This window comes from Paenibacillus sp. FSL K6-2862 (assembly GCF_038005125.1).
Taxonomy (GTDB): Bacteria; Bacillota; Bacilli; order Paenibacillales; family Paenibacillaceae; genus Paenibacillus; species Paenibacillus illinoisensis_A.
In genome coordinates this window covers 271,288-295,775 of sequence record NZ_JBBOSN010000001.1, presented here as the reverse complement: position 1 = coordinate 295,775, position 24,488 = coordinate 271,288, and the positions used below count along the sequence as shown (strand labels likewise).

Annotated in this window: 16 protein-coding genes; 9 read left to right on the top strand and 7 right to left on the bottom strand. The window is 47.6% G+C overall.

Annotated elements, in window-relative coordinates:
• Positions 1–188: 188 nt before the first annotated feature.
• Positions 189–2,525: a glycoside hydrolase family 88/105 protein gene (locus MHB82_RS01320; RefSeq protein WP_341173629.1), complete on the bottom strand. Its 2,337-nt coding sequence runs from the start codon at positions 2,523–2,525 to the stop codon at positions 189–191.
• Between the two features lie 305 nt (positions 2,526–2,830).
• Positions 2,831–4,759, bottom strand: a complete 1,929-nt coding sequence (locus MHB82_RS01315; RefSeq protein WP_341173628.1) for an S-layer homology domain-containing protein — start codon at positions 4,757–4,759, stop codon at positions 2,831–2,833.
• 249 nt (positions 4,760–5,008) lie between these two features.
• Between MHB82_RS01315 and MHB82_RS01310 the strand changes: the two genes are divergently transcribed.
• Positions 5,009–5,836 carry a methyl-accepting chemotaxis protein gene (locus tag MHB82_RS01310; RefSeq protein ID WP_095361968.1) on the top strand — a complete coding sequence of 276 codons (828 nt, stop codon included), beginning with the start codon at positions 5,009–5,011 and terminating at the stop codon, positions 5,834–5,836.
• A 147-nt stretch (positions 5,837–5,983) separates the two neighbouring features.
• Here the strand turns inward: MHB82_RS01310 and MHB82_RS01305 are convergent, their stop codons facing one another.
• Complete coding sequence (locus MHB82_RS01305; RefSeq protein ID WP_341173627.1) at positions 5,984–6,802, bottom strand: endonuclease/exonuclease/phosphatase family protein; 819 nt, start codon at positions 6,800–6,802, stop codon at positions 5,984–5,986.
• A gap of 277 nt (positions 6,803–7,079) precedes the next feature.
• Between MHB82_RS01305 and MHB82_RS01300 the strand changes: the two genes are divergently transcribed.
• On the top strand, positions 7,080–8,843 hold the full coding sequence (locus tag MHB82_RS01300) for an SWIM zinc finger family protein (protein WP_341173626.1): 1,764 nt from the start codon (positions 7,080–7,082) through the stop codon (positions 8,841–8,843).
• The gene (locus MHB82_RS01295) at positions 8,840–11,866 is read left to right on the top strand and encodes a DEAD/DEAH box helicase (protein ID WP_445671212.1); all 3,027 of its coding nucleotides are present in this window, start codon (positions 8,840–8,842) and stop codon (positions 11,864–11,866) included. Before MHB82_RS01300 ends, MHB82_RS01295 begins: the two co-directional genes overlap by 4 nt.
• Positions 11,867–11,998: 132 nt before the next feature.
• Here MHB82_RS01295 and MHB82_RS01290 read toward each other — a convergent pair whose 3' ends face one another.
• Complete coding sequence (locus tag MHB82_RS01290) at positions 11,999–12,484, bottom strand: hypothetical protein (RefSeq protein ID WP_341176564.1); 486 nt, start codon at positions 12,482–12,484, stop codon at positions 11,999–12,001.
• Positions 12,485–12,831: 347 nt separating this feature from the next.
• Here MHB82_RS01290 and MHB82_RS01285 point away from each other — a divergent pair, with 347 nt between their 5' ends.
• From MHB82_RS01285 to MHB82_RS01260, 6 genes are all read left to right on the top strand, one after another.
• A complete protein-coding gene (locus tag MHB82_RS01285; protein ID WP_110821782.1) occupies positions 12,832–13,365 on the top strand; it encodes an RNA polymerase sigma factor in 534 nt (177 codons plus the stop codon).
• Entirely contained in the window at positions 13,349–14,470 is a 1,122-nt protein-coding gene (locus MHB82_RS01280) for a DUF4179 domain-containing protein (protein WP_341173625.1), read from the top strand. The genes MHB82_RS01285 and MHB82_RS01280 overlap by 17 nt, the downstream gene beginning before the upstream one ends.
• 33 nt (positions 14,471–14,503) lie before the next feature.
• Positions 14,504–15,079, top strand: coding sequence for a VanZ family protein (locus tag MHB82_RS01275; protein WP_341173624.1), 576 nt, complete (start codon positions 14,504–14,506; stop codon positions 15,077–15,079).
• 192 nt (positions 15,080–15,271) lie between these two features.
• On the top strand, positions 15,272–15,904 hold the full coding sequence (gene udk / locus MHB82_RS01270; protein ID WP_095293127.1) for a uridine kinase: 633 nt from the start codon (positions 15,272–15,274) through the stop codon (positions 15,902–15,904).
• Between the two features lie 453 nt (positions 15,905–16,357).
• Positions 16,358–17,629: an S-layer homology domain-containing protein gene (locus tag MHB82_RS01265; RefSeq protein WP_341173623.1), complete on the top strand. Its 1,272-nt coding sequence runs from the start codon at positions 16,358–16,360 to the stop codon at positions 17,627–17,629.
• 450 nt (positions 17,630–18,079) lie between these two features.
• Entirely contained in the window at positions 18,080–21,022 is a 2,943-nt protein-coding gene (locus MHB82_RS01260) for a DUF5704 domain-containing protein (RefSeq protein ID WP_341173622.1), read from the top strand.
• 249 nt (positions 21,023–21,271) lie between these two features.
• Here the strand turns inward: MHB82_RS01260 and MHB82_RS01255 are convergent, their stop codons facing one another.
• From MHB82_RS01255 to MHB82_RS01245, 3 genes are all read right to left on the bottom strand, one after another.
• Positions 21,272–22,018 (bottom strand): dipeptide/oligopeptide/nickel ABC transporter ATP-binding protein, encoded by a 747-nt coding sequence (locus MHB82_RS01255; RefSeq protein ID WP_341173621.1) that lies wholly within the window; start codon positions 22,016–22,018, stop codon positions 21,272–21,274.
• 73 nt (positions 22,019–22,091) lie between these two features.
• Positions 22,092–22,889: an ABC transporter ATP-binding protein gene (locus MHB82_RS01250; protein ID WP_341173620.1), complete on the bottom strand. Its 798-nt coding sequence runs from the start codon at positions 22,887–22,889 to the stop codon at positions 22,092–22,094.
• Positions 22,889–24,484 (bottom strand): ABC transporter substrate-binding protein, encoded by a 1,596-nt coding sequence (locus tag MHB82_RS01245; protein ID WP_341173619.1) that lies wholly within the window; start codon positions 24,482–24,484, stop codon positions 22,889–22,891. The genes MHB82_RS01250 and MHB82_RS01245 overlap by 1 nt, the downstream gene beginning before the upstream one ends.
• Positions 24,485–24,488: the final 4 nt, after the last annotated feature.

Sequence of the window (24,488 nt, the reverse complement as noted above, 5' to 3'; positions counted from 1 at the left end):
TTTCTCCCCTTTTATTATGGAATCGCTTACAAAACTATTGTAACGGCGTATTACCGCTCATGACATAAACAAAAGTAAGCTTTCCTGTCAAAAAAGTAAGGGGTTAGGGAGTAAAAACCACCGGAGTAAATTCTCCGGCGGTTTATCAAGTCAAGAATACATCATCTTCATAGTGACCTCATCTTTACTCACATGGAGGGTTGCGTCACTGTAGCAGGTGTTGTGGTCTGCCTGGCCAAGTGCTCTTTCATTTTCGCCACTTCGGTACCTGCCAGCATCATAATGCCAATACCATGGTTGTCATTCGTTACAGTCAGCAGATCCTTATCGTAGTATTCCGCCGTAAAAGCATATCTGGACCCACTGCATACCCCGTGTACATTGCCTTGGCGGTCGATAGCTGTCCGGGTCAACTCACTCCATGCCCGCTCTGAAGCTTCAATATAACGCTCTGGCTGCTCCAACCAGCCGAAGCGAACGCCCCGCGCAAACCCATAAGCAAACATGGCGGTACAGGAAGCTTCCTGGTACGTGTTTGCATCATTCAGCACCTGATGCCATAATCCTCCCTCTCCCTGCAAAGCTGCATAACCATCACACAATTCATTGAAGAACTGGATTAATGCCGGGCGATCAGGGTGCTCTGCTGACAAAGCCTCCAAAACTTCAGTCAGGGAAAACAGTGTCCATCCGTTCCCACGTCCCCACGGAATATGAGTCGCTTGTTCATATTTGAAATCATATACATGAGACATGATTTTGAATTCAGGCATAAACAGATATTTGCGATAAAGTAGAAATTGTCTCGCTGCCTCGTCCAGCGCTGATTGCTTCCCAGTCAGGCGAGCATACCGGACCAGAAATGGGGTACTCATGTAGAGATCATCTGCCCACATCGTATTCTCGGCGAATTCTCCAATGCACTCGCGGTAAAACGCGCCGTCTTCCTGCCGCTCCAACCGGAAGAGCATGAAATCAGCAATACGCTCAGCAATCGGTAGGAACGTCGGTTCATTACATTCCGAGTACGCCTCAAGCATGGCTGAACCAAAAGAGCCGCAGTTATCCAGCATTTTCATCATGACCAACTGCTGGTTAACTGCCGGGAACCCGTACTGTTCCCGATCCCATAGCGAGTAATCATACATTCGGGTGCATGCCTGCACATGTTCTGCTGCATAACGAATGATATCGGGGCGATCCAGATAACGCCCGGTTTGCAGTAGTCCATAAACCGTTACACCAAGCGGGTAATCCCAGCGGCCGTAATTGGTCACACTGCCAACTGTCCACTTATTGCTAAGCATTGCATTTTCATAATACGGGCGAATCCAAGCATCTGGCTGATCCAACTGCCAATACGTATGCTCCGCATGCTTGTTTTGGTTATCGTCTTCATTGCTGGCCGGAGAAGCATTTATCCTGTAAACACGGTCTGTGCGCAATAAATCTTGTACTTCCGGCTCCATTCCAGCTTGGAAAGAACCAACATACATCCACTTCTGTCCTGAAGCTCCATGCACATGTTTGGGCAGCTCCAATTCAAGCTGCTTCCCGTTCACGGCTGCGTTTAAAGTAAACCTCCATGGCTCAGTGGTCGCGCTGCATACGCTGCATACCAATAGATCGTTCTGACCATAAGATGCCTGTATTTCAGACTCAAATGATCCTGCTTCCTTTAACTGTACAGCTGGCTTCCCATTTACCCATATCGTTAGTGGTCCGGAAGAATGGCCGGATAAACTTATAAGGCTTCCCGCCGAGTCCCTATTATTTATTCGTGTCCAAGCGTAGGCCCGCTGTCCGGGAACATGTCCATATAATCGCTCCAATGTCGGTCTGGCCTGCTGTTCAAGGGACCACTCCTTATTGGGAAACCACTCAAATATATCATCCTGTTCCTGTCCAAACAGGTTCCAATTAGGTTGAATGCTTCCAGATGTGGATGAAGTACTAAATGCGCGCACAGCTTCTTCCTGGTCAATAGGCTTCGTATAGACCCATCCACCCTGTCCGTGACGTTCCTGAAAAGGAGCAAGCACATTCAAGATGCGCACCTTCCCTTCATCTGAACCAAACTGGCATCCAAAACCGGCAGGAGTATATTTCATTTCAAGCAATAACGTATTCCAGCCCGGCTTGATGTCGATCCCCAATTTTACCGTGGAGTCCGGATTAATCTCGTCCATTACCGTTGAGCGGTACACCAGCTGATCATTAAAATAGAATCGAACAGGCCCGTAGCAGCGAACGAGAACATCCAGGTTTCGATTCTCATCTCCCCATACCAGGGCTGCGGCATAGGCTACTTGTCCTTTGTGGGCATTCGTGAATCGTTCACTCAGATTGAAATCATACAACCCTTTCTCGTTCTGCAGAATACCCGACTTCTGGAACATCCGATATACAAAGTCAGCTTGCGCATTGGCGCCGATATACCTCTCCGCCAGCACTTTCAATATCTGATCCTGATCCTCTCCAAAACGGTAGTACATGCTCTGCGGTTCATCAAAATACGTTGTCATGGATTGCCACAGTCCTCTCCGGATGGAATGAACATACTCTCTTCAAACGTAATTATCCAAGTATACTATTTAAGTATAGCGCTTAACCTTGGTGAGAAAATCCCTTGTTCCAAGGCAATTGAAGCGTAAGCTTATTGACTCCAAGCTTATTGCAAAACAGCCGAATAATATCCCCAGTATAACTGACAGGTTTGTTGGTTGGCTATAGAAATTTGTTTGCACTTTCACTATTTTTATTCGATCCTTCTGTCCTTTTCCCCAGCAAAAAAACCGGACCACAAGGTTGTGGCCCGGTCCGATGCATATCATCCGAAAATGGTAAAGTTAATGATTAGTCTATCTTCAGCATATTCAGATTTGGCCAGTCCGTTCCCATCTGCATCCACACGAATAAACATATCATACTGTTTTCTTACGTCATTCATTTTGTTCCCCAATTTCAAAGTGACTACAGTACCAGCGCCTGAATTTAATTTATCAAGTCTAAGGGTATGGCCATCATTACTGATCTGACTGTCACCGATGGTGTAAGGAATACCATTAATAACATAGGAATCATCCTCAGTAAACTTAAATGCATCGGTTGAATATTCAATCATACCATCTACAAATTCTTCCCCTAGACTATAATCCAAGGTAAAAGGGAGATTCTGATATTCCGTTTGGAGATATTTCGTTTTATCTTCTTTCCCATCAAACCCAAAATGGCTTGATGCAGCAGTTGGAATATCTACTGGAGCCTCACCTTTGACGAGCGCAAATGTAAACACATGTTCATTATCTTTAGGTGACTCGTTACCAGCCTGATCCTTGGCAGTAATTACATATCTATATTCTCCTGGCGGAAGGTTAAGCAAAATGGTCGGAGGCAGCGAACCGTCAGCCTGGCTAGGGCCAAGCAGAAGAGGACTAGCAAGCTCTTCCTCGTCCACGATATCATTACCATTCGAATCCGTCCATTTGTAGAAAGCCACAATGGCATTCTCTTCACCAATGGCCCCTGGCTCACCCTGAATTTGATCAAACGTACCATTGTAGTTATCAATAACTTTAAATTTGCTGATGTCCACAGTCGGGGCCTCAACGTCCAGTACCGGCTGCTCATTATGGACCAGCTTAATCTTTAACAAACTCGCCACGTCCCGGGCAGATTCGTTGCCTGCCTTATCCGTAGCGGTCAAAATAAACCGGTATATCCCGGATGGATAATCCCCGATATCCACCGCTGTGAACGAACCATCAATCAAGCTCTCGCCAAGCACAATGGCTGTTTTCAACTCGTCGCTGTCCACTTTTCCATTCTCGTTGAGATCTTTCCATGGATATGCTTTAACGACAGCTCCCGCTTCGCTTACTGCTCCTGCCTCTCCCCAAAGCTGATCTTGTGTTCCGCTGTAGTTATCGTTAAAGAAAATCCGGTTCACATTCACTGTTGGTGCCGTTATGTCAGCCGGTACCGAAGGGATGGTGCCTCCTCCGCTACTGCCCCCTGACGATGAACCCCCGCTGTTCGTGGTTGTCGATGGAGCTGGGGCAGGTGCTGGTGCTGGTGCTGGTTCCGGCTCAGTTTCCGGTACTGGCGTTGGTTCAGGTTTTGTAGTTAGCTTTTCCTCTATTGCCTGCAGAAAACGGGAAGCGGTCAGAGCTACCGCTTGACGATCTGCCTGTAGCATTGGATTGAACTTGTTATTTCTGTCGCCCACAATGAAGCCGGCTTCCTGGGCCGCGCCGACTGCATCCTTGGCATAATCCGAGATGTTGCCGCTATCCTTAAACGTTAATGAAGCGGCTTTGCCCGTTACGTCCGTCCCCATCGCTCTCATCAGGGTTACCACCATATCCTGTCTCGATAACGTCTGACCCGAGCCGAATTTCCCGTTACCCATGCCGTTCAATAATCCCGCTTGATACCCGGCTTCGATTGAAGCGTAAGCATAGCTATTTGCAGGCACATCCGAAAATGTCGGGCTGGAAGGTACATTAGATGTATCCAGTTTTAATGCTTTGGCCAAGATCACAGCAAAATCCTGTCTTTTGATTTCACCTGCCGGATTGAAGCGAACATCGCTGATTCCGGTAATGATCCCTTCATTTTGCAGTCTTACAATCGCGTCCTTGGCATATGAACCTTCAATATCCGTAAATACAGCTGCCCCATTGGCCTGTATGTTCCACAAAGGTGTTGTTAACAATGAAGCTGCAAGCAGCGAACAGATAAAATGATGTCTTTTCAAGAAAAGCTCCCCCAATCCAAAATATACAAGTGTCATCCAGGTGTGGATACTACAGATGGAATTCAACTTCAATCAATAAATACAGGCATATCACGTCCTGCACATTATATAAGGAAGCTCTGAACCAATTCTGAACAAATCGTCTAATATCGACAAAATCAGAGAATCGGTTTAAAAATGGGAATGGCCTGCCGATAAAGGTATTAGATTGGAAATTCCACTTTTTGTATGGGAAAGGAAAGATGAGCCTTGAGTATTCTTGAATCTTTGGTTAATGCTATGCCTTTTGTAAGACAGATGTTTCGTGACGATGTTTCCATATCCATTAATGATCATGAGAAAGTGTTATATTTTGCCGAGGCCAACGGGCTGGAGATTGGTGTAAAAGTAGGAGACGAGCTGCACGAAGACTATAAGGATTTCAAAATGCTGACGAACCGGGATTCCCGTACCGTTGCAAGAATGCCAGGCGATCTGCAAGGCAGACCTTTTGACGCCATTCTTATTCCAATTCAAGAGAACGACCAGGTTGTTGGCATATTGGGCGTAAATTACGCGCTGGATAACCATATCACCCTTGAGAAACTAATCAGTGAAAATGAAGCAACCATTAACGCCCTGCTTGGTGGCATTCAGCAGATTGCAGCCCATTCGGAGGAACTATCCGCGACTTCGGAAGAGATCTTGCGCAACTCCAAACAAGCCGCAGAGAATTCAATCAGTGTGACCAAGGTAACCAATGTGATTCGCGAAGTATCTGAACAAACCAATTTGCTTGGCCTGAACGCCATGATCGAAGCCGCTCGCGTCGGTGATCTGGGAAGTGGGTTCGGTGTTGTTGCCAGTGAAGTTCGCAAGCTATCGGATCACACCAAACAAGCAGCCTCAGATATCGAAACTTCGCTAGGCAGCGTTCAAGATTCAATGAAGCATATGGAGCTGGAGATTGGGCAGATTACAACCGCAACCGTGGATCAGGCACAGTTGGTCAGTGAGTTTATGCAAAGTATTGAGCAGCTCAGCGAAACCAGTGCGAATCTGAAAAAATTCGTGACCGAGATGCTGGCCTTGGAGTAGGAATAGCAAGATAATAGAACGGACAAATAGACAAAACGCAATTTTATGTACATAGGCCTTTAATAAAAGAAGCCCCCGACTGATTTCCTTGTGTAGGAATTCAGCGGAGGCTTTTCATTTTTGCAACGGGACAACCAGAATCATTTGCTAAATTTCCACCGCTACCCCGTAGTGATCAGATACAACTGGGCCGTTCTTGCCGTTAAGCACGACAGTAGAAGACTTCGCCTGCACCGGATGTTTGGAGAAGATGTAATCAATCCGAAGATCGCGTTTGTTGTCAGCCCATCCGGCAATAGCTTTGACTACCGTTGCTCCATCATCTTTTTGTTCGGCAGTGGTGTAAAGGTCATTCCAGCCTTGGCTGATGATGTGATCGTAGCCTTCCCCGCGCACTTCCGCAACATTATTGAAATCTCCCATAATAAACAGCGGTTGATTCAGATATGGAGCAAGTTTACTCTCTGTTAATTCCCACTGTCCCTTAAATGGTTCCTGTTCATCATCCCACCAGTTATAGTGTCCGTTAACAAACCACGTCGCCTCACCTTCAACGGCCGTCTGTATACCCACAATTTTGCGTGTCCGGTAGTTGCTATAATCGCGCATGTGAGAGACATATTCTTCAAAAGAAGCTGTAATCGGCGTACGGCTCAGGATCGCCAGACCCTCATCGTATTTGCTGAATCCGACATGCGTTGGAACCCATGTCCAGTAATAGGTATCGGTCAGCTGCGTCAGCAAGACATGAGCGTAATTGTCTTTTTTGATCACGGCATCAGGATCGGTTGAGATAAAATGCTGCAAGTGTTCTGCAGACAATGCCGACTCTTCTATGGATTGATTGACCTCCTGCATGGAGATTACATCAAACTGATGTGCATTAATAAAATCTGCCAGCTGACTGATCTTGTTCAACTGGTCTTCTTCCGCCCAGGCGTGTGTATTTAACGTAAGTATTTTCATATATGCTCTCTCCTGTTGAATAAAATTGACCACCTTAAGGCCTGTATCGTTCCTGAAAGGAATACATACGCTAAGCATACACAATATGGAGCAATAACGCATGCAGTGGGTAAATCCACCCCTGCTGTTTCCATTTATAATGATCAAAAAGTCTATTACAAGTTCTCTCAATCCATGCACGCGGACACCCATAACTGATATGATGGATACAGAAAATCCACACCATACGTTGAGGCGTATGGATCGTTAAACCTATGATTGCCCAGGAGATGGAATGATGAACATACCGATTGACATGAATCTGGATGATGCACAGTGGCAGCAATTGATTCGAGAGGTTGCCGAGCACTTTAATAATCTGACGATTATGCGCGGATTCCAATATTATAAACAGAAACGCGTTGGATCATTAACCTTTACGGAACATCACGGTATCACAGCAGACGTGCAGGGCTCTGAAGAGTATAACGTCACCTTAAGCGTCCAGTCTCTGCCCACCAGCTACTGTACCTGCCCGGTGGGTTCGCGCTGTAAACATATCATTGCCGTTATGATGAGTTATGCCGAGCTGCTGGAAAGGCCCGTGCACGCCATCGTTAATGCTCATTCCAGCACCGCTTTGAAACAGGCACCAAAACCCGCAGCTTCCATGTCTGCATTTCGCTCCGATGTGGTATCCGAGCAGGATACGGATATCCCTCATCAACAGTACAGTCAGATTAGGGAACGGGCACTAGAGCTTGCAGCCCTGGAAATTACGGAGTGGCATGAACTGTTCGAACAATGCTTGGCCCGATTAGGCACAGGCACGCCGAGTACAACATATGTGCAAGAAGCTGCCGATGAACTGTATGCGATTAAGCCCAAATTATCCGCCGGGATGGATCAGCTATTTGAATTCCATGTACATCTGTACCTTATGCGATACTGCATCCCTTCTCGCCATCCTATCAGTCATACACCTGTCTATCTAAGTTACCCGGCACAACTTGCTGTAGATGCACTTCAGAAAGGCATGGATCAGGTACTGAGCCGCCCTCTTCAATTCGCTGAGCTTCCGGACAATAAGCTTAAGCAGCTCTGGAAGCGGCTTGAAGAAACCATAACGTACCTCCGCACACAAATGATGTCCGAGACGTCCACACTGATGCTGTTCACGCCGATCTATCGGCAGGTTTGGCTAAATTGGATCGTTCCTCACTTACAAAATGGTCATTTGCTCATATCGGAGCTGAACATTTTACAGGACATCGAAAATCAGTTGAAAGAAGCTGCCGTGAACACACCAAGCAATAGCGTAGGTAGTGTGCTAAGTGTTGCCAATCTGACAGGCAGCAGCCAGTCCGGTAAGCCTGGAAAATCGGCGCCCTTGCCACTTGTGCTCGCACAAAGCTGGATATACTTCCACTTGCATCAGGACGAGCAAGCCTGGCAACGGTTGACGAGCGGGAGTACGGCGTACGGCATCCCGGCAGAACATCTGCTGCATTTTCTGCATGTGCTCACGGATGAATCGGATTGGAAACGGCTCGGTGCATGGCTTGCACAGCTTGGACCACTGCTGGCCAATCGCAGGAATGAACCTTTGCAGGATTATATGCAGCTGTGGGACATGACGATCAAGCATCTTCCCGAGATGGAAAATCACATGTGGGATACCCTGGTCAGCATGCTCCCTCACTCCCGTCCGGCTTACGAAGAAGCCATGCATAGCCGCGGACAGTGGCGGCGCTGGATTGATTTTCAGTTGAGTACGGAGACAGAACCGCTTGAATTTCGCGTGGCGGTGCTGCAGCCGATTGAAAAGGATGCACCTGAACTCCTGCTCCCGTTCTACCACCAGGCAGTGGAGCGTTATATCGGCCACAAGAACAGGGACGGCTACAAGGCAGCAGTCAAGCTGCTGAAGCGGCTGTCCAAAATCTACAAAAAACTGAAGCAAGAGGAACGCTGGGAAGATTTCATCACCGCACTGGCTGTGCGGAATAGCAGACTGCGTGCGCTGCAGGAAGAACTTCGGAAAGGTAAGTTGATCTCATGAGCCTTATACATCCCTATACCGAAACGATTGAAGTCCACGTCGCATTAACCGGATACGGTGATGCCTTATTTTATGGAGCCCTTAATACTCATCATTTTGTATCAGGGCAGTCGCTTAAGCAACGACTATTTGCCTGGCATGCTCCTTCCTTCTACGGAACCGAGCTGGAGACGAGACAGATCGAAGATATTGATCTGGTGGTACTGCCTGCGGAAGAGGTCATCCCGTTCTTCTCAGAGATGCACATGCTGCTGCACATTGAATGGAAATGGGACGAGCAGGCAGCTCATCTGATCAGGCTTGCTCCTACACTTGCTGCAACCATTGAAAACAGAAAATATGTCCCCAGCTTCGCTGCTTATCGTACAGGTCAGCTGCAATGGAGCTGGGATCCGGATAGCATGAAACCACAGGATCGATCTGCGCTGAGCAAAGCCCTTGACGAGACAGACGAGAGCTACGCCGAAGGACTTAACGCGGCCTATTCTGCTACTGTATTCCAGCGGTGGTATAACACCGAGGAAGCTGCAACGGATCTGCGGCGCGAGTTCCCTCAGCTGTTCCCTCAAGGGGGGACACCACCAAGGACAGCAGGAATGGATGCTCAGGCCTGGCTTGTCTCCATCGGTTGGAAAGCAGACGCTGCCCCGTTCCGCCCGCTTCTGCAATTGCTTGAGCCGGATGACGATGAACCCGCATGGCGGCTGCGTGTAGTTTTGCAGGATAAGCTGGATGCTGCTTCATTGGTTCCCGTTCGGCTTGATTCCCGCGGAAGACTTGAAGGCGAATGGCCGGAGGTGTGGACAGCATTTATCCTTGACCGTTCTGCCGGGTGGCTGGAGCAGCTGCGTGCACATTTGCCGCGAATTAGCCGTTCCATCAGCGGGAGCCGTGATGTGTTCAGCGATCCGCTCAGTGATCAGGAAGCATGGCAGTTCCTTACCATTGAAAGCGGCAGACTGCTGGAATCCGGCTGGCAGGTACTGCTTCCGGGATGGTGGGAAGCAGCCCGCAAGAAGAAACCCAAGCTTCGTGCCAAGGTGAAGCCGGAGGAAGGCAGCGAACGCGGACAGTCCTTCTTCGGATTGGACTCGATCATTCATTTTGACTGGCGTATTGCGATTGGAGATACCGATCTTAGTGAAGAGGAGTTCGCCGACCTCGTTGCCCGCAACGAGCGGCTGGTACGGTTCCGCGGAGAATGGGTACCGCTCGACCCTGCCCTGCTGGAGCAGATTCGCCGGGCCATGGGCGGTGTCGACCGGGAACAGGGGCTGTCGTTTCAAGACATTCTGCACCTGCATCTGCTGCAAAATGAACAGCGTGAATATCGTCATCAGAAATGGAAGGAAGGACAGCAAACCGAGGAGGAGCTGCCACCTCAGTCTAATGAGAACATTCGGCTGGAGGTCGAGCTGAATGAGCACCTGAACCGGATCATTGCACAGCTTGGGGGCGGACAAGGCGGAGCTCCCTCCCTTCCCGTTCCGACTGGGCTGCATGCAGAACTTCGTTCCTATCAAAAAGAAGGATTTGCGTGGCTTGGATTCTTGCGCAAATTCGGCCTTGGAGCCTGCCTTGCGGACGATATGGGGCTTGGCAAGACCATTCAGTTTATTACGTATTTGCTGCACCTCAAGGAGAATCAGCAGCGGTTACCCGGGGATGCTCCCGCCCTTCTCGTCTGCCCCACTTCGGTACTGGGCAACTGGCAGAAGGAAATCAGCCGTTTTGCACCTTCGATTAACGTCAGTCTTCACTACGGTGCACGCAGGCTTAGCGGAGAAGCCTTCAGGGAACAGACCGAGCAGGTGGATATCATCATTACGTCGTATGCTACCGCTACCCTGGACCAAGAGATGTTACAGTCATACACCTGGGCTTCCATTTGTCTGGACGAGGCACAGAACATTAAAAATGCGCAAACCAAGCAATCCATGGCGGTACGCAGTTTCCCCGCTAAACACCGTATCGCATTAACAGGTACACCAATTGAAAACCGGCTGGCCGAGCTATGGTCCATCTACGACTTCATTAATCCGGGATACCTTGGCAGCGCACGCGCTTTCCAAACCCGGTTTATCACCGCGATTGAGAAAGACAAGGATGAGCAGCGCATGCTGGATCTGCAGCAGCTGGTCAAACCATTTATGCTTCGCCGCAAGAAAAAGGATCCGAATATCCAGCTCGACCTGCCGGACAAAAACGAGATGAAAACCTACATTCATCTTACCGGCGAGCAGAGTGCCTTATACGATCAATCCGTGCAGGCACTGATGGATAAAATGAAAGAGCTTGAAGGCATTAAGCGCAAAGGTGCGATTCTATCTGCGTTAACCCAGCTCAAGCAGCTGTGTGACCATCCGCTGCTCCTGACGAAGGAAGCTCTGCCGGAGACGTTGTCTTCGGACGGCTCCAATACGGAGTATGACCTGTACAGTCCACAGGACATGGCGATGCTGATCAGTCGCTCCGCGAAGCTGGAACGGTTGATGGAGCTTGTTCGTGAGCTGCGTGAAGAGGGCGAGCGATGCCTTATTTTCACCCAGTACATTGGTATGGGTCAGATGCTGCAGCAGGTTCTCCAGCAGGAACTGCAGGAGCCTGTATTATATCTGCATGGTGGCACATCCAAGACGGCACGGGATCGCATGATCGACCAGTTCCAGTCCCGCACACTGCCTGCGCATGAACAGCCATCCGTCTTCATCCTTTCCATTAAGGCAGGCGGCGTGGGTCTGAATCTGACCGCTGCGAATCATGTATTTCATTTTGACCGTTGGTGGAACCCCGCCGTGGAAAACCAGGCCACCGACCGGGCATACCGCATGGGACAGACGAAGGATGTCCAGGTGCACAAGTTTATTTCCCTCGGCACGCTGGAAGAGCGTATAGACGAGATGTTGGAGAGCAAGCAGCAGCTTAGCGATAACATCATCACCAGCTCCGAGAACTGGATTACCGAATTGTCAACGGACGAGCTGAAGGATCTCTTTACTCGCCGCCGCGACTGGTCGGGTTAAGAGACGGAAGTTGCAATGTAGGCTAATGGCTAAGAAAACAGAAAAGCGAAGTTACCGACGCTACGTCGAGAACTTCGCTTTTTGTTATACCTCATGACCATCGATCACAATGGGTCAGATAAAAAATGTAGATTAACGCATGTTGCCGATGATGGATGATCTGGAATCCTGCATTTTTTTGATAAAGTTCGTCATCACGTCAAACGCCTCATTACGCTTGTTGGACAAGGATTGCAGACGCAGCATGTCCATCTGTTGAGAGCTGGAGAGAGCATCAATTTGGTTTTTGAGAGACTGCGCCAGATCAAAGTCCCCACTTTCGATGGCTTGTGCAAGCTTCCCATTCAGTTCCGCAATCGCTGCATTACGACTCTGTACTGTTTCCAACTGGGCTTGCAGCTGTGACTCAATCAGCGCGGAACGCTGCTGCTGAACAGCCATAAGTGCAGTTTCCAAGTCCATTCCCTGCAAATCAATAGATGAGATACCCGATGGTGACTGGGTTATTGAAGACGCATATGTACTTTCTGTAAAAGCAAAAGAACCAACCGATACTGCCGTAATGGATGCCATAACAACAGAAGAAATAAATCTACCTTTTCTTTTCAAAAGTATCACCTCCTTGGATTGTAATAATCCCGTCACAGTTACATAACGGACATTATTCGACATCATTATATCAAAGGACCTAGATCCTTCAACCCAAACTAGAAATATTGAGACAAAATTGATACACCAGCTGAGTACTCATACGAACTTCGTACGAAAGGCCACCTCTCCCCAACCGTCTACTAACTATCCCCAACCCATCTGAAGGGTACAGCACGTTCCCAAGCGTCCATATTAAGCAACCACATTTTCTTTAAAAAAATAATTGTGACCATATCAGCCCACCGAAAGTCTAATTCATGTAAAAACCCAGCGGGGAGCTGTTATCCCGTATCTCAAGAAAGGAGCTGTTATCCATGGACCCGACCGATCTCGTCAACCAGGCCATTCAGGGAGATCGTGACGCCTTTATCAGGCTCATCCGAGAAATTGAAAATTCCCTATACAATACAGCAAAATCCATGCTGCGAAAAGAGGAGGACGTGGCTGATGCCATTCAGGAGACCATCCTGAAAGCTTATAAATCCATGCATACGCTTCGTGAACCCCAATATTTCAAAACCTGGATGTTCCGCATTCTCATCAACGAATGTAATACCATGCTTTCCCGTCGCTCCCTCTCCACATCATATGCAGAGGTGCCTGCCAAGCAGGAAGTATCCAGTCCCTACGACGAGGTGGATATGAGAGAAGCAGTTGATCGACTGGAAGAATCGAAACGAATTGTCATTGTGCTGCATTATTTTGAGGATCTAACCCTGCGTCAGGTAGCGGATACGCTGAATATATCCGAGAGCGCGGTAAAAATGAGACTTAGCCGGGCACGGCAGGAGCTATACCAAAAATTCAAAAACTTTCGGGAGGTAAAATTGCATGTCAAACCTATTTAATATCGATCAGGAGTTAAAAAAACAAGCAAAGGAGCAACCTGTCATGTCTAATCTTGTACGCACTCGAATTGATGCCACACTGGAGTCCCTTCCCGAATCACCCAGCGAGCTGAATAGCAAACAGGCTCATCGTCCGCGCCGGGTTAACAAAGGAATGCGACGTACCGCAGCGGCTGCTGTTGCTGCAGGTGTATTAGGTGTTACCGTATTTGCATCCGGATTTGTGTCTCCAGCCATGGCTGATTCTTTGCGCAACATTCCGCTCGTAGGCAGTCTCTTCAGCTCAATTGAAGCGGATATGGGTCTGAGAACAGCGGGTAGCGAAGGTTTGACTACTCCAGTAAACAGTTCCTTTGCTTATCAGGATGTAAAATTCAAGGTATTGGAAACGGTATACGATGGCACACGTGCAGCATTTCTGGTTCATGTCACGGCTCCCAACCTGAATCAGGGCATGTATGACAACGGCAAGGACATTGTGAAGCTGAGCAGCGGAGTCGACAACGTTTCCCTCGATGTAAACGGGTTTAGCCCAAATGGCGGACTATTCTTTAGTTCAGCCGGGGCGAACGAGCCCGATACCTTGCTTTTTGAACAGGTCATTCCTACGGATCATAAAGGTGAATTCCCGGATCAGTTCGATGCCAAGGTTAAGTTGACGCTGCAAGGCATGGATCATGAGTTTGAGTTAACCGTTCCTTTTACAAAATCAACAACAGACACCCACAAGGTTCAGCCTGATACCGTCATGGAGAATGACTTGTTTACGGCCACTGTTACGAAAGCCGAGGTTACTCCTATCACAACACGCTTAACTGCCGCCATCGGTTTGAATGGAAAAGAAACGTTGACTGCCAAAGAAAAAGAACAGCTGCAGGACATCAGGTTTGCCATCTATGATGATCAAGGTCGGCAACTGACTGCACTCAGCGGCGAGGGTATATATGAAGATAACCAATGGAAATGGGAAAGCATATATGCGACTACAGCGAAGGATGTAAAATACCTGGTTGTGAAGCCTTTTGAAGTAAAAGATGACTTTACCGAAGAGGTCCAAGACAATCAATTTATTCAGGGAATGGAAATGAAAATTCAGCTCCAATAGCTCGAACTCATTTCCTTGCAAAGGGGTTATCGTATGTCCATTCAATTTACCATTTCATCTCTTAGTGTCCTTGGTCCACTATTCATTCTGATTCTGCTCGCTCTGGTGATCCACGCCAGGGTGAGCAGAATCAGATATACAAGCAAACAGAATATGCTGATGCTGACATTCGCTATATACATGCTGGGCATGCTGCATTTTGTATTTTTCCCAATCGATGTGAACATCGGAATCTATGCCAACCAGACACCCTGGTATAAGAACCTTCAATGGGTTCCGCTGCTGACTGCGGATGCGCCAAGCTTCCTTCTGAACATTGTGCTGTTTATGCCGCTGGGGTTCCTGCTTCCTCTTTTGAAACCTTCGGTTGACTCGATACGCAAAGCGGCAGCGGCTGGCCTAATGTTAAGTTTCTCTATTGAAATATTGCAGCTTGTGATCCGGATTACTCTGGGGAATGGCCGCTCAACCGATATCAATGATCTGATTGCAAATACGGCAGGAAGTGTGATTGGTTTTGTTATTCTTGGTCTGCTCATTCGCCTGATTGGCCAGAACCTGATTCTTCCCTGGACGATGCGAGGGCACAAGCGCTCTACTATGCGTTAGAATCGTAAATCTGAAAATGAGTATGCCTCCCGAAAGGCAAAACATGGTCTGTTCCTTAAGATGAAAAAGTCAGCAAGCTGTGATACAATTGAGGAATTGTGTATTCGCAGACAGACATGCAGATAGGGCTCATTTTTGACGCTCTCCATCTACTGATCATGCTGCCAATCTAGGGAGGTTTATGGAACAACCATGCTCATTATTGGTATCGCCGGAGGGACCGGCTCCGGTAAAACGACGGTAGCTCGCTCCGTCATCGACCGTCTTGGATCAGGCAAAGTGACGTTTATATCCCAGGACAATTATTACAAAGATCAATCACAGCTCACTCCAGAGCAGCGTCGACTCACCAATTACGATCATCCGTTTGCATTCGACAATGATCTGTTGATTGAGCATCTTACCCTGCTGAAGCAAGGACAAACGGCATATGCTCCCGTATATGACTTCACCATAGATAACCGTGCTGCCAATGAGACGGTTGAACTCGCACCGAACCATATCGTTATTGTAGAAGGCCTTCATGTGCTCATCGACGAACATCTACGTGCCCTGCTGGACATCAAGGTATTTGTCGATACCGATTCCGATGTTCGCATTCTTCGGAGAGTGTTGCGGGATATGGAGGAACGTGGACGTACGATTCAATCCGTTTACAAACAATATCTCGAAACCGTCAAACCCATGCACGATGCCTTTATCGAGCCTTCCAAAAAGTACGCGGACATTATTATCCCCGAAGGTGGACATAACGAAGTCGGCATTCAGATGTTGTCGATTTTGACCGAGAAGTACCTGACCGGAGAGAAATGGAACGGCGCATAGAAGATATCTAATGTAGTATTGTTAGCCGTCTGCCTCTTCTGGTTTGAGAGAAGTAGGCACGGATCAGCTACAACATTTAATGTAAATTCAACTGAAATCCAGGCTGCCATGGTGCAGTCTGGATTTTTGGTATTATTCTGTTTCTCTCTTTTCAAATGGGCGAAAATGGGTTATCCTTGAAATATATGAGCTTGGTAACTACATATTTAGATCTTCTACCTTAAAGCATAAGGCTATGAATCTACGGATTCGTGGCCTTTTTTTGTGTTTTGGGAGGTTAGATGGGTCTAGAGGAGGGGGTTTAAACCTTAATTCGGAACACTAATATTGAGAAATAATACCAAATACCCAGTTGTACATGGTAGAATATTGATGATTATCACAAATTTAGTATCTAGTAGTATCAAGTACATAACCACAACCAGGAATTGAAATTAGAAAGGAGCAGTATTCATGAAGAAAATGATTCTAACCGGGGTTACGGCATTGGCTTTGCTTACAGGGGGCGTAATAGGCTCAGGAAGTATCGGGAGTTCAGTAGAAGCCGCTCAAGCTACGCTGAAATTCAAAGATGTCCCTTCGACTCACTGGGCGGCTGCAGCGATCAACTCCGCAGTTGAACAGGGATTCTTCCAGGGGTATGCGGACGGGACATTCAAACCAGGCTCACCCGTGACCAAGGCCGAAATGGCTAGTATTCTCGGACGACTAACCGATCAGCCTAATGCAGCCATACAAGAAACCAATAACTTTACAGACGTGCCTGAATGGGCAAAAAGTGGCGTATCTGCTGCGATTGCCAAAGGATTCATCAGCCCTGCTAACTACAATGGGAAACTCGATGCCAAAGCTTCTCTAACACGGGGTGAAATGGCGACCTGGCTGGCACAAGGGCTGACCGTGGTTGATTCGGATTACAAACAAGCTCTGTCTGATGTAACCAATACTGTGATACCTGCGAAGGAATATTTCACGGGCAAACTGGCAAGCAACCAAAAAAATGCTGTCGCTGTTGCTCTGGGTACAGGGTTGATGAGTGTTGCTAACGATAAAAATTTTGGAACGGATCGCACCACGACAAGGGCCGAAGTTGCTGTGCTGATTGCTCGTTATGCAAGTGTGGCGAAAACGAAGCCTGCTGATTTTCAGGGCTTGAATGAGTTGCGTGCAGTTGGTTTGACGGGGACAAATATCAATATTATTGCGCCTAAATATAAGAAAACAGGACAGGACAAGTTTCCTGAATCATATGACTACAGTAAGGTGACTGGTAATTTTGCAAAGGTTCGCAACAAAGAGTTAACTACCGTTACGAGTTATGCAGACTTGAAGATTAAAAATTGGATCATTATTAATCCTTATGTAGAAAGTACTAATAGAAGTATTTACTACCCAGTTTTTGTCGATGAAAAGGACAGGTTACTTAGGGGGGCATACTATTCCTTTACTGAATTTGATATAAGCATTAAAAATTCAATGAACCAGTTACAGGGAGGAAGTCTCATTAATTCCCCTACAATTAATGCATTAACTTCTCCAAGCAGTAAAGCCTTCAGTGAATACGGGCCTAAACATATTAATGATTTACTCGGACCTAAGGGAGTATTTACCGTAAAGAATCCAATTTACTGGGGACAAGGCCTCCTTCATTTTGACAAATCACTTAATCCTGGAGTACGACTTACACTCAAAGATGGAACTAATTATAACGTAATCCCCAATTAATTAATAAAATGAGGGGTGACCTATTTGCATTTCCTTAGCCTATTAAAGAAACTACTACTGGCAGCTTTAATAATAGCGATGATATTTCCACCCCCTTCGGCTGTCTACGCTGGAGGAGGGCCGGGAATAAAGCCACCTTTAGAGGCTCCACGTATTGTACCCACCACTCCAGCTAAGTCTCAGAAAAAAGTCAGTCCAGTTGAGGGTAGTGGAATGAGTAATATTGGAGTATATATATACCAATTAGATAATATGAAATGGAGTGTTGATGGTGAATGTAATGGTCAGTTACTTAATAACAATCCTTCTACCAACAAACCCACTTCATCATTAGTTTGTGTAGATCTATCTCTAGATGCTCCAAGTTATAAACCAACAAATTATTATGATAGTCTTGGGCAAAGTCATCCTCGAAGTGAGTTTACCTCAATTTCTTTAAAACCTATGTATATGGATAACACAAATTATTATTTGCCAGGTAAGCCTATCTTAGTAAGCGTAGAATCCTTCAATGACGAATCTGTAAGATTTACTACACAAATTGGTGGGGCCATCGAGCCAACAGCATACAGACCTTATAATCCACCTAAATACTCTGCCGATTACGTGTTTAACACGGATATCTATTGGCGAGCAATCGCCGAAACAACCAAAGAAATCAATCTCACCAATGGCGGTCAACTCAGCATTAACCAATCCAAGCAATTAAATGCAACCGTAAAGACCAAAACCGGTGATGGAAGCTTTGGTGCTGAAACCAATGTTAATAGCGGCAATGGGCGAACGACATGGACTTCCTCCAACCCTGGGGTTGCAACCATTAGTAATTCAGGATTAGTTCAAGCCGTAAGCAGGGGAACTACGACCATCACCGTACTATGGGAGAAAGACGACTTCCAATTAACCACAACCACAACGATTGGCGTAGAAGAAGATCCCGGGAACGGGGGTGGCGGAGGCAATGGGGGCGGCAGCGGTGTTGGATGTTCACCGACAATCGGGCCACCATCCACAGAAACCATCATGAGCATGAGTGACCTTGATCCAAATGCTAACGGTGTAATAAAGTCAGATAACAGAGGAAGCGAGACATTCAATGTACTGAGAGGAATCCCTACTTCCGAGTCACTGTATACCAATGCATTTGCTGACAACTATCTCTTCAAGCAGGCCTGGGCGAAAATGTCGGGCAAAGTTACGTATGATTGCAGTGTTACGCTGTCCTATGACAGGGAGTGGACTGTTCCGGGCCCTGATATCTGTACCGAGGATGGCTGTACGGATGGACCGCCTGTTCCAGCTAATGACACCGTAACCAAACCATACAATTTCCAGATTACACGGGACTACTCGTACTGGAAAATCAACAATCTTGAAGTGTACAAGATCGCAAAAGCGACCATGAAGAATTATGCCCTGCCGGGTGAACTGATCACCATGACTCCATCCGGATACACACCGCCAACTTTGGTATCCAAAAATGATGACAACGTGGAGAGCCACGTCAGACCAGGGCAAACAACGTCTATCTCCTATACCCCACCCAAATTAACAGGCGGGCTGAATGCACCTCCAGATGTGCCGGATGATACATCGCGTTTGAAGGGAATGGCTGAGTCCAACACTCCTCAGGCAAAAGTGAATAATGACTCGGTCATATTCAACAATACCAAGATTATGGACGATGCAGAGGCGACCAAGGATGGACCTACGCCATCCAATATTCCTAACCCTACAACCATTGGCCAGGATGTCCTGTATAAGCCAAATAACATGATTAGTAACACGCTGGTCAACAAAGAAAACACACCAAGTTCCGGTACCATTTATTACGATCTGCTGCCCGGGAATGTAAATGGCGGCGCCAACAAAGATTTCCCGATTAACGGCATTAACACCGTTACCGTGCACACCCCTGTCGTAAACTACGCCCTGGTATCGGATGATCAAGCTCATAATCAGAAGACGGTTCCGGATCTAACCCGGTCAGCACTGATTCTGGAACGTCCATTTATTGTACGTATACCAACGACTGGTCAGCATTTGGACGCAGCAAGTTACCCCGGTTATGGCAATCGGGACTATGCCAAATATTTTCGATTGAAACAGGTGAAATTCCCGTTCGATGTCTACAACGCGGACAGAAGCCAATTTATCCCGGCTAAAACCTGGGTAGATATCCCGGTAAACCAGCTGGACACCAGCTTTTACCTCCCGGTATGGGTAGACGAGGGCAACTATGAAATTGAATTCCGCAACATTGCGGAGAACGCACCCTCCAACTTCACAGAACAGCAGGATGCCAATACCAACCTGGCCCATCACGTAGCTTCCGATACGGTTCCTGTCGAAGTCATCGGTAGGCTATACGATTTTCATGTCACCGACATTTCGGACTATAACTGGGAAAATGTTTTTCGCAAGCAGCCAGGCAGTCCGGAGCCAACGGGAGTCAGTTATTGGACAGGCTTGAATCGTATAGACGGTGACCCTCGTGGCAACCTGGCACCTTTCGTACTGCCCATTCGTCCAGGCAGCCATCCAATACAGGGATTCAAAAATGTGGCTGTAAAAACCGGGTACCATATCAAGTTTGACCTCAAAACGAAAGGTAATATGTTTGGTCAGCAGGATGGGGTACGGATTACGCCAACTTTTCATTTCGTGAACGAGGACGGTACCTCCCGGCAGGAGGTGGATCTGTATTACCACAGAGGACAGGAAAGATTTATCCGTATCGGATCTGCACAGGATTTGGAGAAACGCTTTGTGGTTCTGAATGCCCGTTTACGAAATGTTCCTGGTACCGAAATGGGCGATACCGCCCGTTATCGATACACCTATGAACTGACCAAAGAGGAGCAGAGCCAAGGCACACTGGCAGAATACATGGTTCGTTTCGTCGATCAGATCTCGCACCAGAAAACGTGGGTGGGACGTTATGATTGGATGATCCTGCCCTCATCCATTCGTACATTGATCGGACCCAAAACGGACATCCCGCAAGGTGTTAACTTGGATCGGGCAAATGCAGCCATCCAGCACTGGTATGGAGAATACAGCCTGCCAGCCGATGTATATGCCGTGCCGAAAGGCACGGATATGGAGCCACTTGCGAGACAAAATCAGTTGGATGAAAAGTCCGCTGTGTTTCTGAGAAATGGGTATATCGTAGTCAACTTCAATATTGAAAGTCTACGAAATGGCGATACTGACGCGCCTCATCTCCAGTACATCTATGCACCTCTGATGAATCAGTGGCAGATGGAGGGCTTTCAGAACAATCCGGTCAATACTGAAGGCAATACTTGGCCCATCCAAGACGGGGATGTTGTCTTCTACCATGCCAATCGGTCGAGCAGAAACGACTTCCAATCCCAAGTACCACATTAAAAAAGACAGCAGGCAATGCTTAATACTCGGCTGAGTCACCTATGCTTGCGTATATTGGTTTGCATAGATAGGTCTGCATAGATCGGTTTGCGCACATCGGTTTACTTACATTGTTGTACTTTTCAACATCAGTTCATCATTTCTTATAGTCCTTATAAAGGAAAAGGATTACTCCGGCCGTCACCACCATGACCCGGAATAATCCTTTTTCTTCGCTTCATTATAGAAACCACAATACATCGTACCAACTCAGCCCGTGATGCCTTGGAGGGCATACTCTCGCATCTTATTTTTGATTTCTTTCACCGACAACACCGAAGCCATTAAGTTCCGCGTATAGGGATGACTGGCTGCACGATTCAGCTGTGCACTTTCTAACACCTCAACGACTTCACCCTTGTACATAACCGCAGTGCGATCGCTAACCTGCTGCACCACAGCCAGGTCATGTGATATGAAGATACATGAAATCCCTGTCTCCTCACGCAATTGAACCAACAGGTTCAAAATTTGCTGCTGAATGGAAACATCGAGTGCCGAGGTAGCCTCATCAAATATAATCACATCCGGCTGCACTCCGATCGCCCGGGCAATAACCACCCGCTGCTGCTCCCCACCACTGATTTCGTGTGGATACTTGTCAGCAATCGCAGCAGGCAACCCCACCAGGTCCAGCAAACGATGAATTTCCTTTTCGCCCTGCCTGCGCTTGATCAGTTTATAGTTCAATAAAGGCTCAAGAATAAACGATCCCACCCTCATGCGGGGATTGAAAATCGCAGAAGGTTCCTGAAAAACCATCTGAATCTGCTTGCGCTGCAGTCGCAAAGCCTCTCCTCTTATCAGTGTAATATCCTGCTGACGATAGATAATCTGCCCAGAGGTTGCCTTTTCCAGATGGGTCACACATTTGGCCAAGGTGCTCTTGCCACTTCCGCTCTCGCCTACAATTCCCAGACATTCTCCCGGATACAGCTTCAGGTTGATTGATTGCAATGCTGAATGGGCTCCCTGGCCCCTGGATTCATAGGTTTTACTTAAATTCCTCATTTCCAGAACGGGTATCCTCTCATCTACCATCCGTATTCCCCTCCAATTCAGGTACTGCAGCTAGCAATTCGCGGGTATAAGCATGACGTGGACTTGTAATAATGCTTGAAGTTTGTCCAAACTCAACCAGTGACCCGTTCTGCATCACACCGATGTAGTCTGCCATATGGGCTGCAACAGCAATATTGTGCGTCACAATGATCATCCCTGTTCCCTGACTTGCCCGAAGGCTGGTCAATCGTTTGATCACTTCAACCTGAGTGGTTACATCCAGTGCACTGGTCGGTTCATCGGCAAGCAGCAGTTCTGGCTCCATCGTTACCGCCATGGCAATTGCCGTTCGCTGCTTCATGCCTCCGCTAAGCTGGCCGGGATACATGCTCATCATCCGCTCGGGGTCATCCAGTCCCATCTGTGAGAGCATGTCCACCGCCATAGCATAGGCAGCTTTCTTGGATAGTCCAACGTGTGTACGGATTGCCTCGATGTACTGACTTCCTACTGTACGGATGGGATTCAGATAAGAACCGCTATCCTGAAAAACCATAGCCATCCGCTTGCCGCGTACACCGTGCCAGTCCTTCTGCGAATAACTAAATATCGATTTTCCCTGAAAAACAATGTCTCCCCCGACATACTGCCCACCATTTGGCAGCATGCCAAGCAAAGCTCGAAGCAACGTCGATTTACCACTTCCGCTCTCGCCCACGATTCCGATAATCTCTCCGGCATTCATTGCAAACGATACATTCTGCAGTGCAGGCGAACCGCTCTTATACACTACAGAAAGGCGGTCTACACCCAGTAAAGCGTTCATTATTGCCCAACCTGGATATTGCGATCCAGGAGATAAAAGTCGATCGGATACATCGTCGCACCCTGTACGGCGCTCTTGCTTACAATGTTAATTGGCGTATAGGTAATAAACATGTATGCCGCATCATCCAGAATCATCTGCTGGGCTTCTGCAGCAAGTTCATATCTTTTCTCCACATCGAATTCGGAATGCAGCTGCTGAATCACCGCATCCAGCTTCGGATTGCTGTATCCACCGATGTTCCACTCCGCTCCCGTTTTGAAATAAAAGTCGAGAATATACTGGGGATCTCCAGTAATTCCTGTATTAATGCTGGTCAGAGCCAAATCGTAGTTCCCGCTTTTTTGGTGATCAGTTAGATCCTCGTAAGAGGTCATTTCCAGGTTAATCCCAATCTCCTTGAGTTGGGACTGCATCGCAGCAGCCACAATGGAGTCCGATTCGTAAGCTGAATTGAGGATCAATTGAAGCGTTAGCTTCTGTCCGTCTTTTTCCCGAATACCGTCCCCATCCGCATCCTTGTAGCCAGCCTCATCCAACAGCTTCTTGGCTGTCTCTGGTTCATAGTCATACCCCTTGACCTGATCATAGCCAAAAGGCAGAGCCGAGGTAAACGGGCCTTTGGCCGCCTGGCCGCCCACCAGTGTGTTTGCATACATCTCGCGGTCTATGCCGTACGAGATTGCACGCCGTACTTCCGGCTCGCTTAGCAGCGGGTTTTTCGTATTAAACCATACAAACTGTGTACGCAGGCTCGGGATTTCATCAATCGTATATTGACTCTGATCCTGGAATAATGCCAAGCTGCTTCGTCCCACGTTGCTGGCTACATCGATCTCACCCGATTGCAGTGCAAGGGCACGTGTGCTGTCATCCTTGATATATTTGAATGTAATGGTATCCACATCGGCTGCCCCGTCCCAGTATCCGTCATACCTTTTCACCTCAATCTCCTGATCCGGGGTATAGCCTGTTACCATAAATGGACCTGTAGCGATAGGTTCGCTCTTGAATTGGGATGTATCTGTACTCGTATCCACAATGACAAACAAAGGTTCAGCAATATTGCCGAGCAGGGAGGCGTAAGGCTCCGTTGTTTTGACGGTGAGATCCTGGCCTTCTGCAGTCATGGAAGCCACCGGCAAGGTCGATTGCCCTCTCTCATTCAGCTCCATGGAGCGTTCAATGGACTTCTTCACCGCGTCTGCAGTAACCTTATTCCCATTGTGGAACGTTACACCGTCCCGGATATGAAAATGCCATGTCGTATCATCAATACGATCCCAGCTATCCGCAATTTTCGGTACCAATTTCATATTTTCGTCAAATTGAATCAGAGTCTCTCCTATTGCTGCCCGTGTAAGGGTCCAGCCGTTCCACTCCTCTGCAGGATCCAGATTACTTCCAAGCCAGAATAGCGCTACATTCAGATGAGTCGGTGTACCTGCACTGCCTTTGCCCGCCTCAGCTGCCTTTTCGCCAGATGATGATGAGGTGGAAGTACTTGTTGGGGTTTGGCCACATGCCGCGATAATACATAAGATCAATAATGACAGTATGGTAAGCGTTAGCGTTTTTCCATATCTCGAATTCATTCCC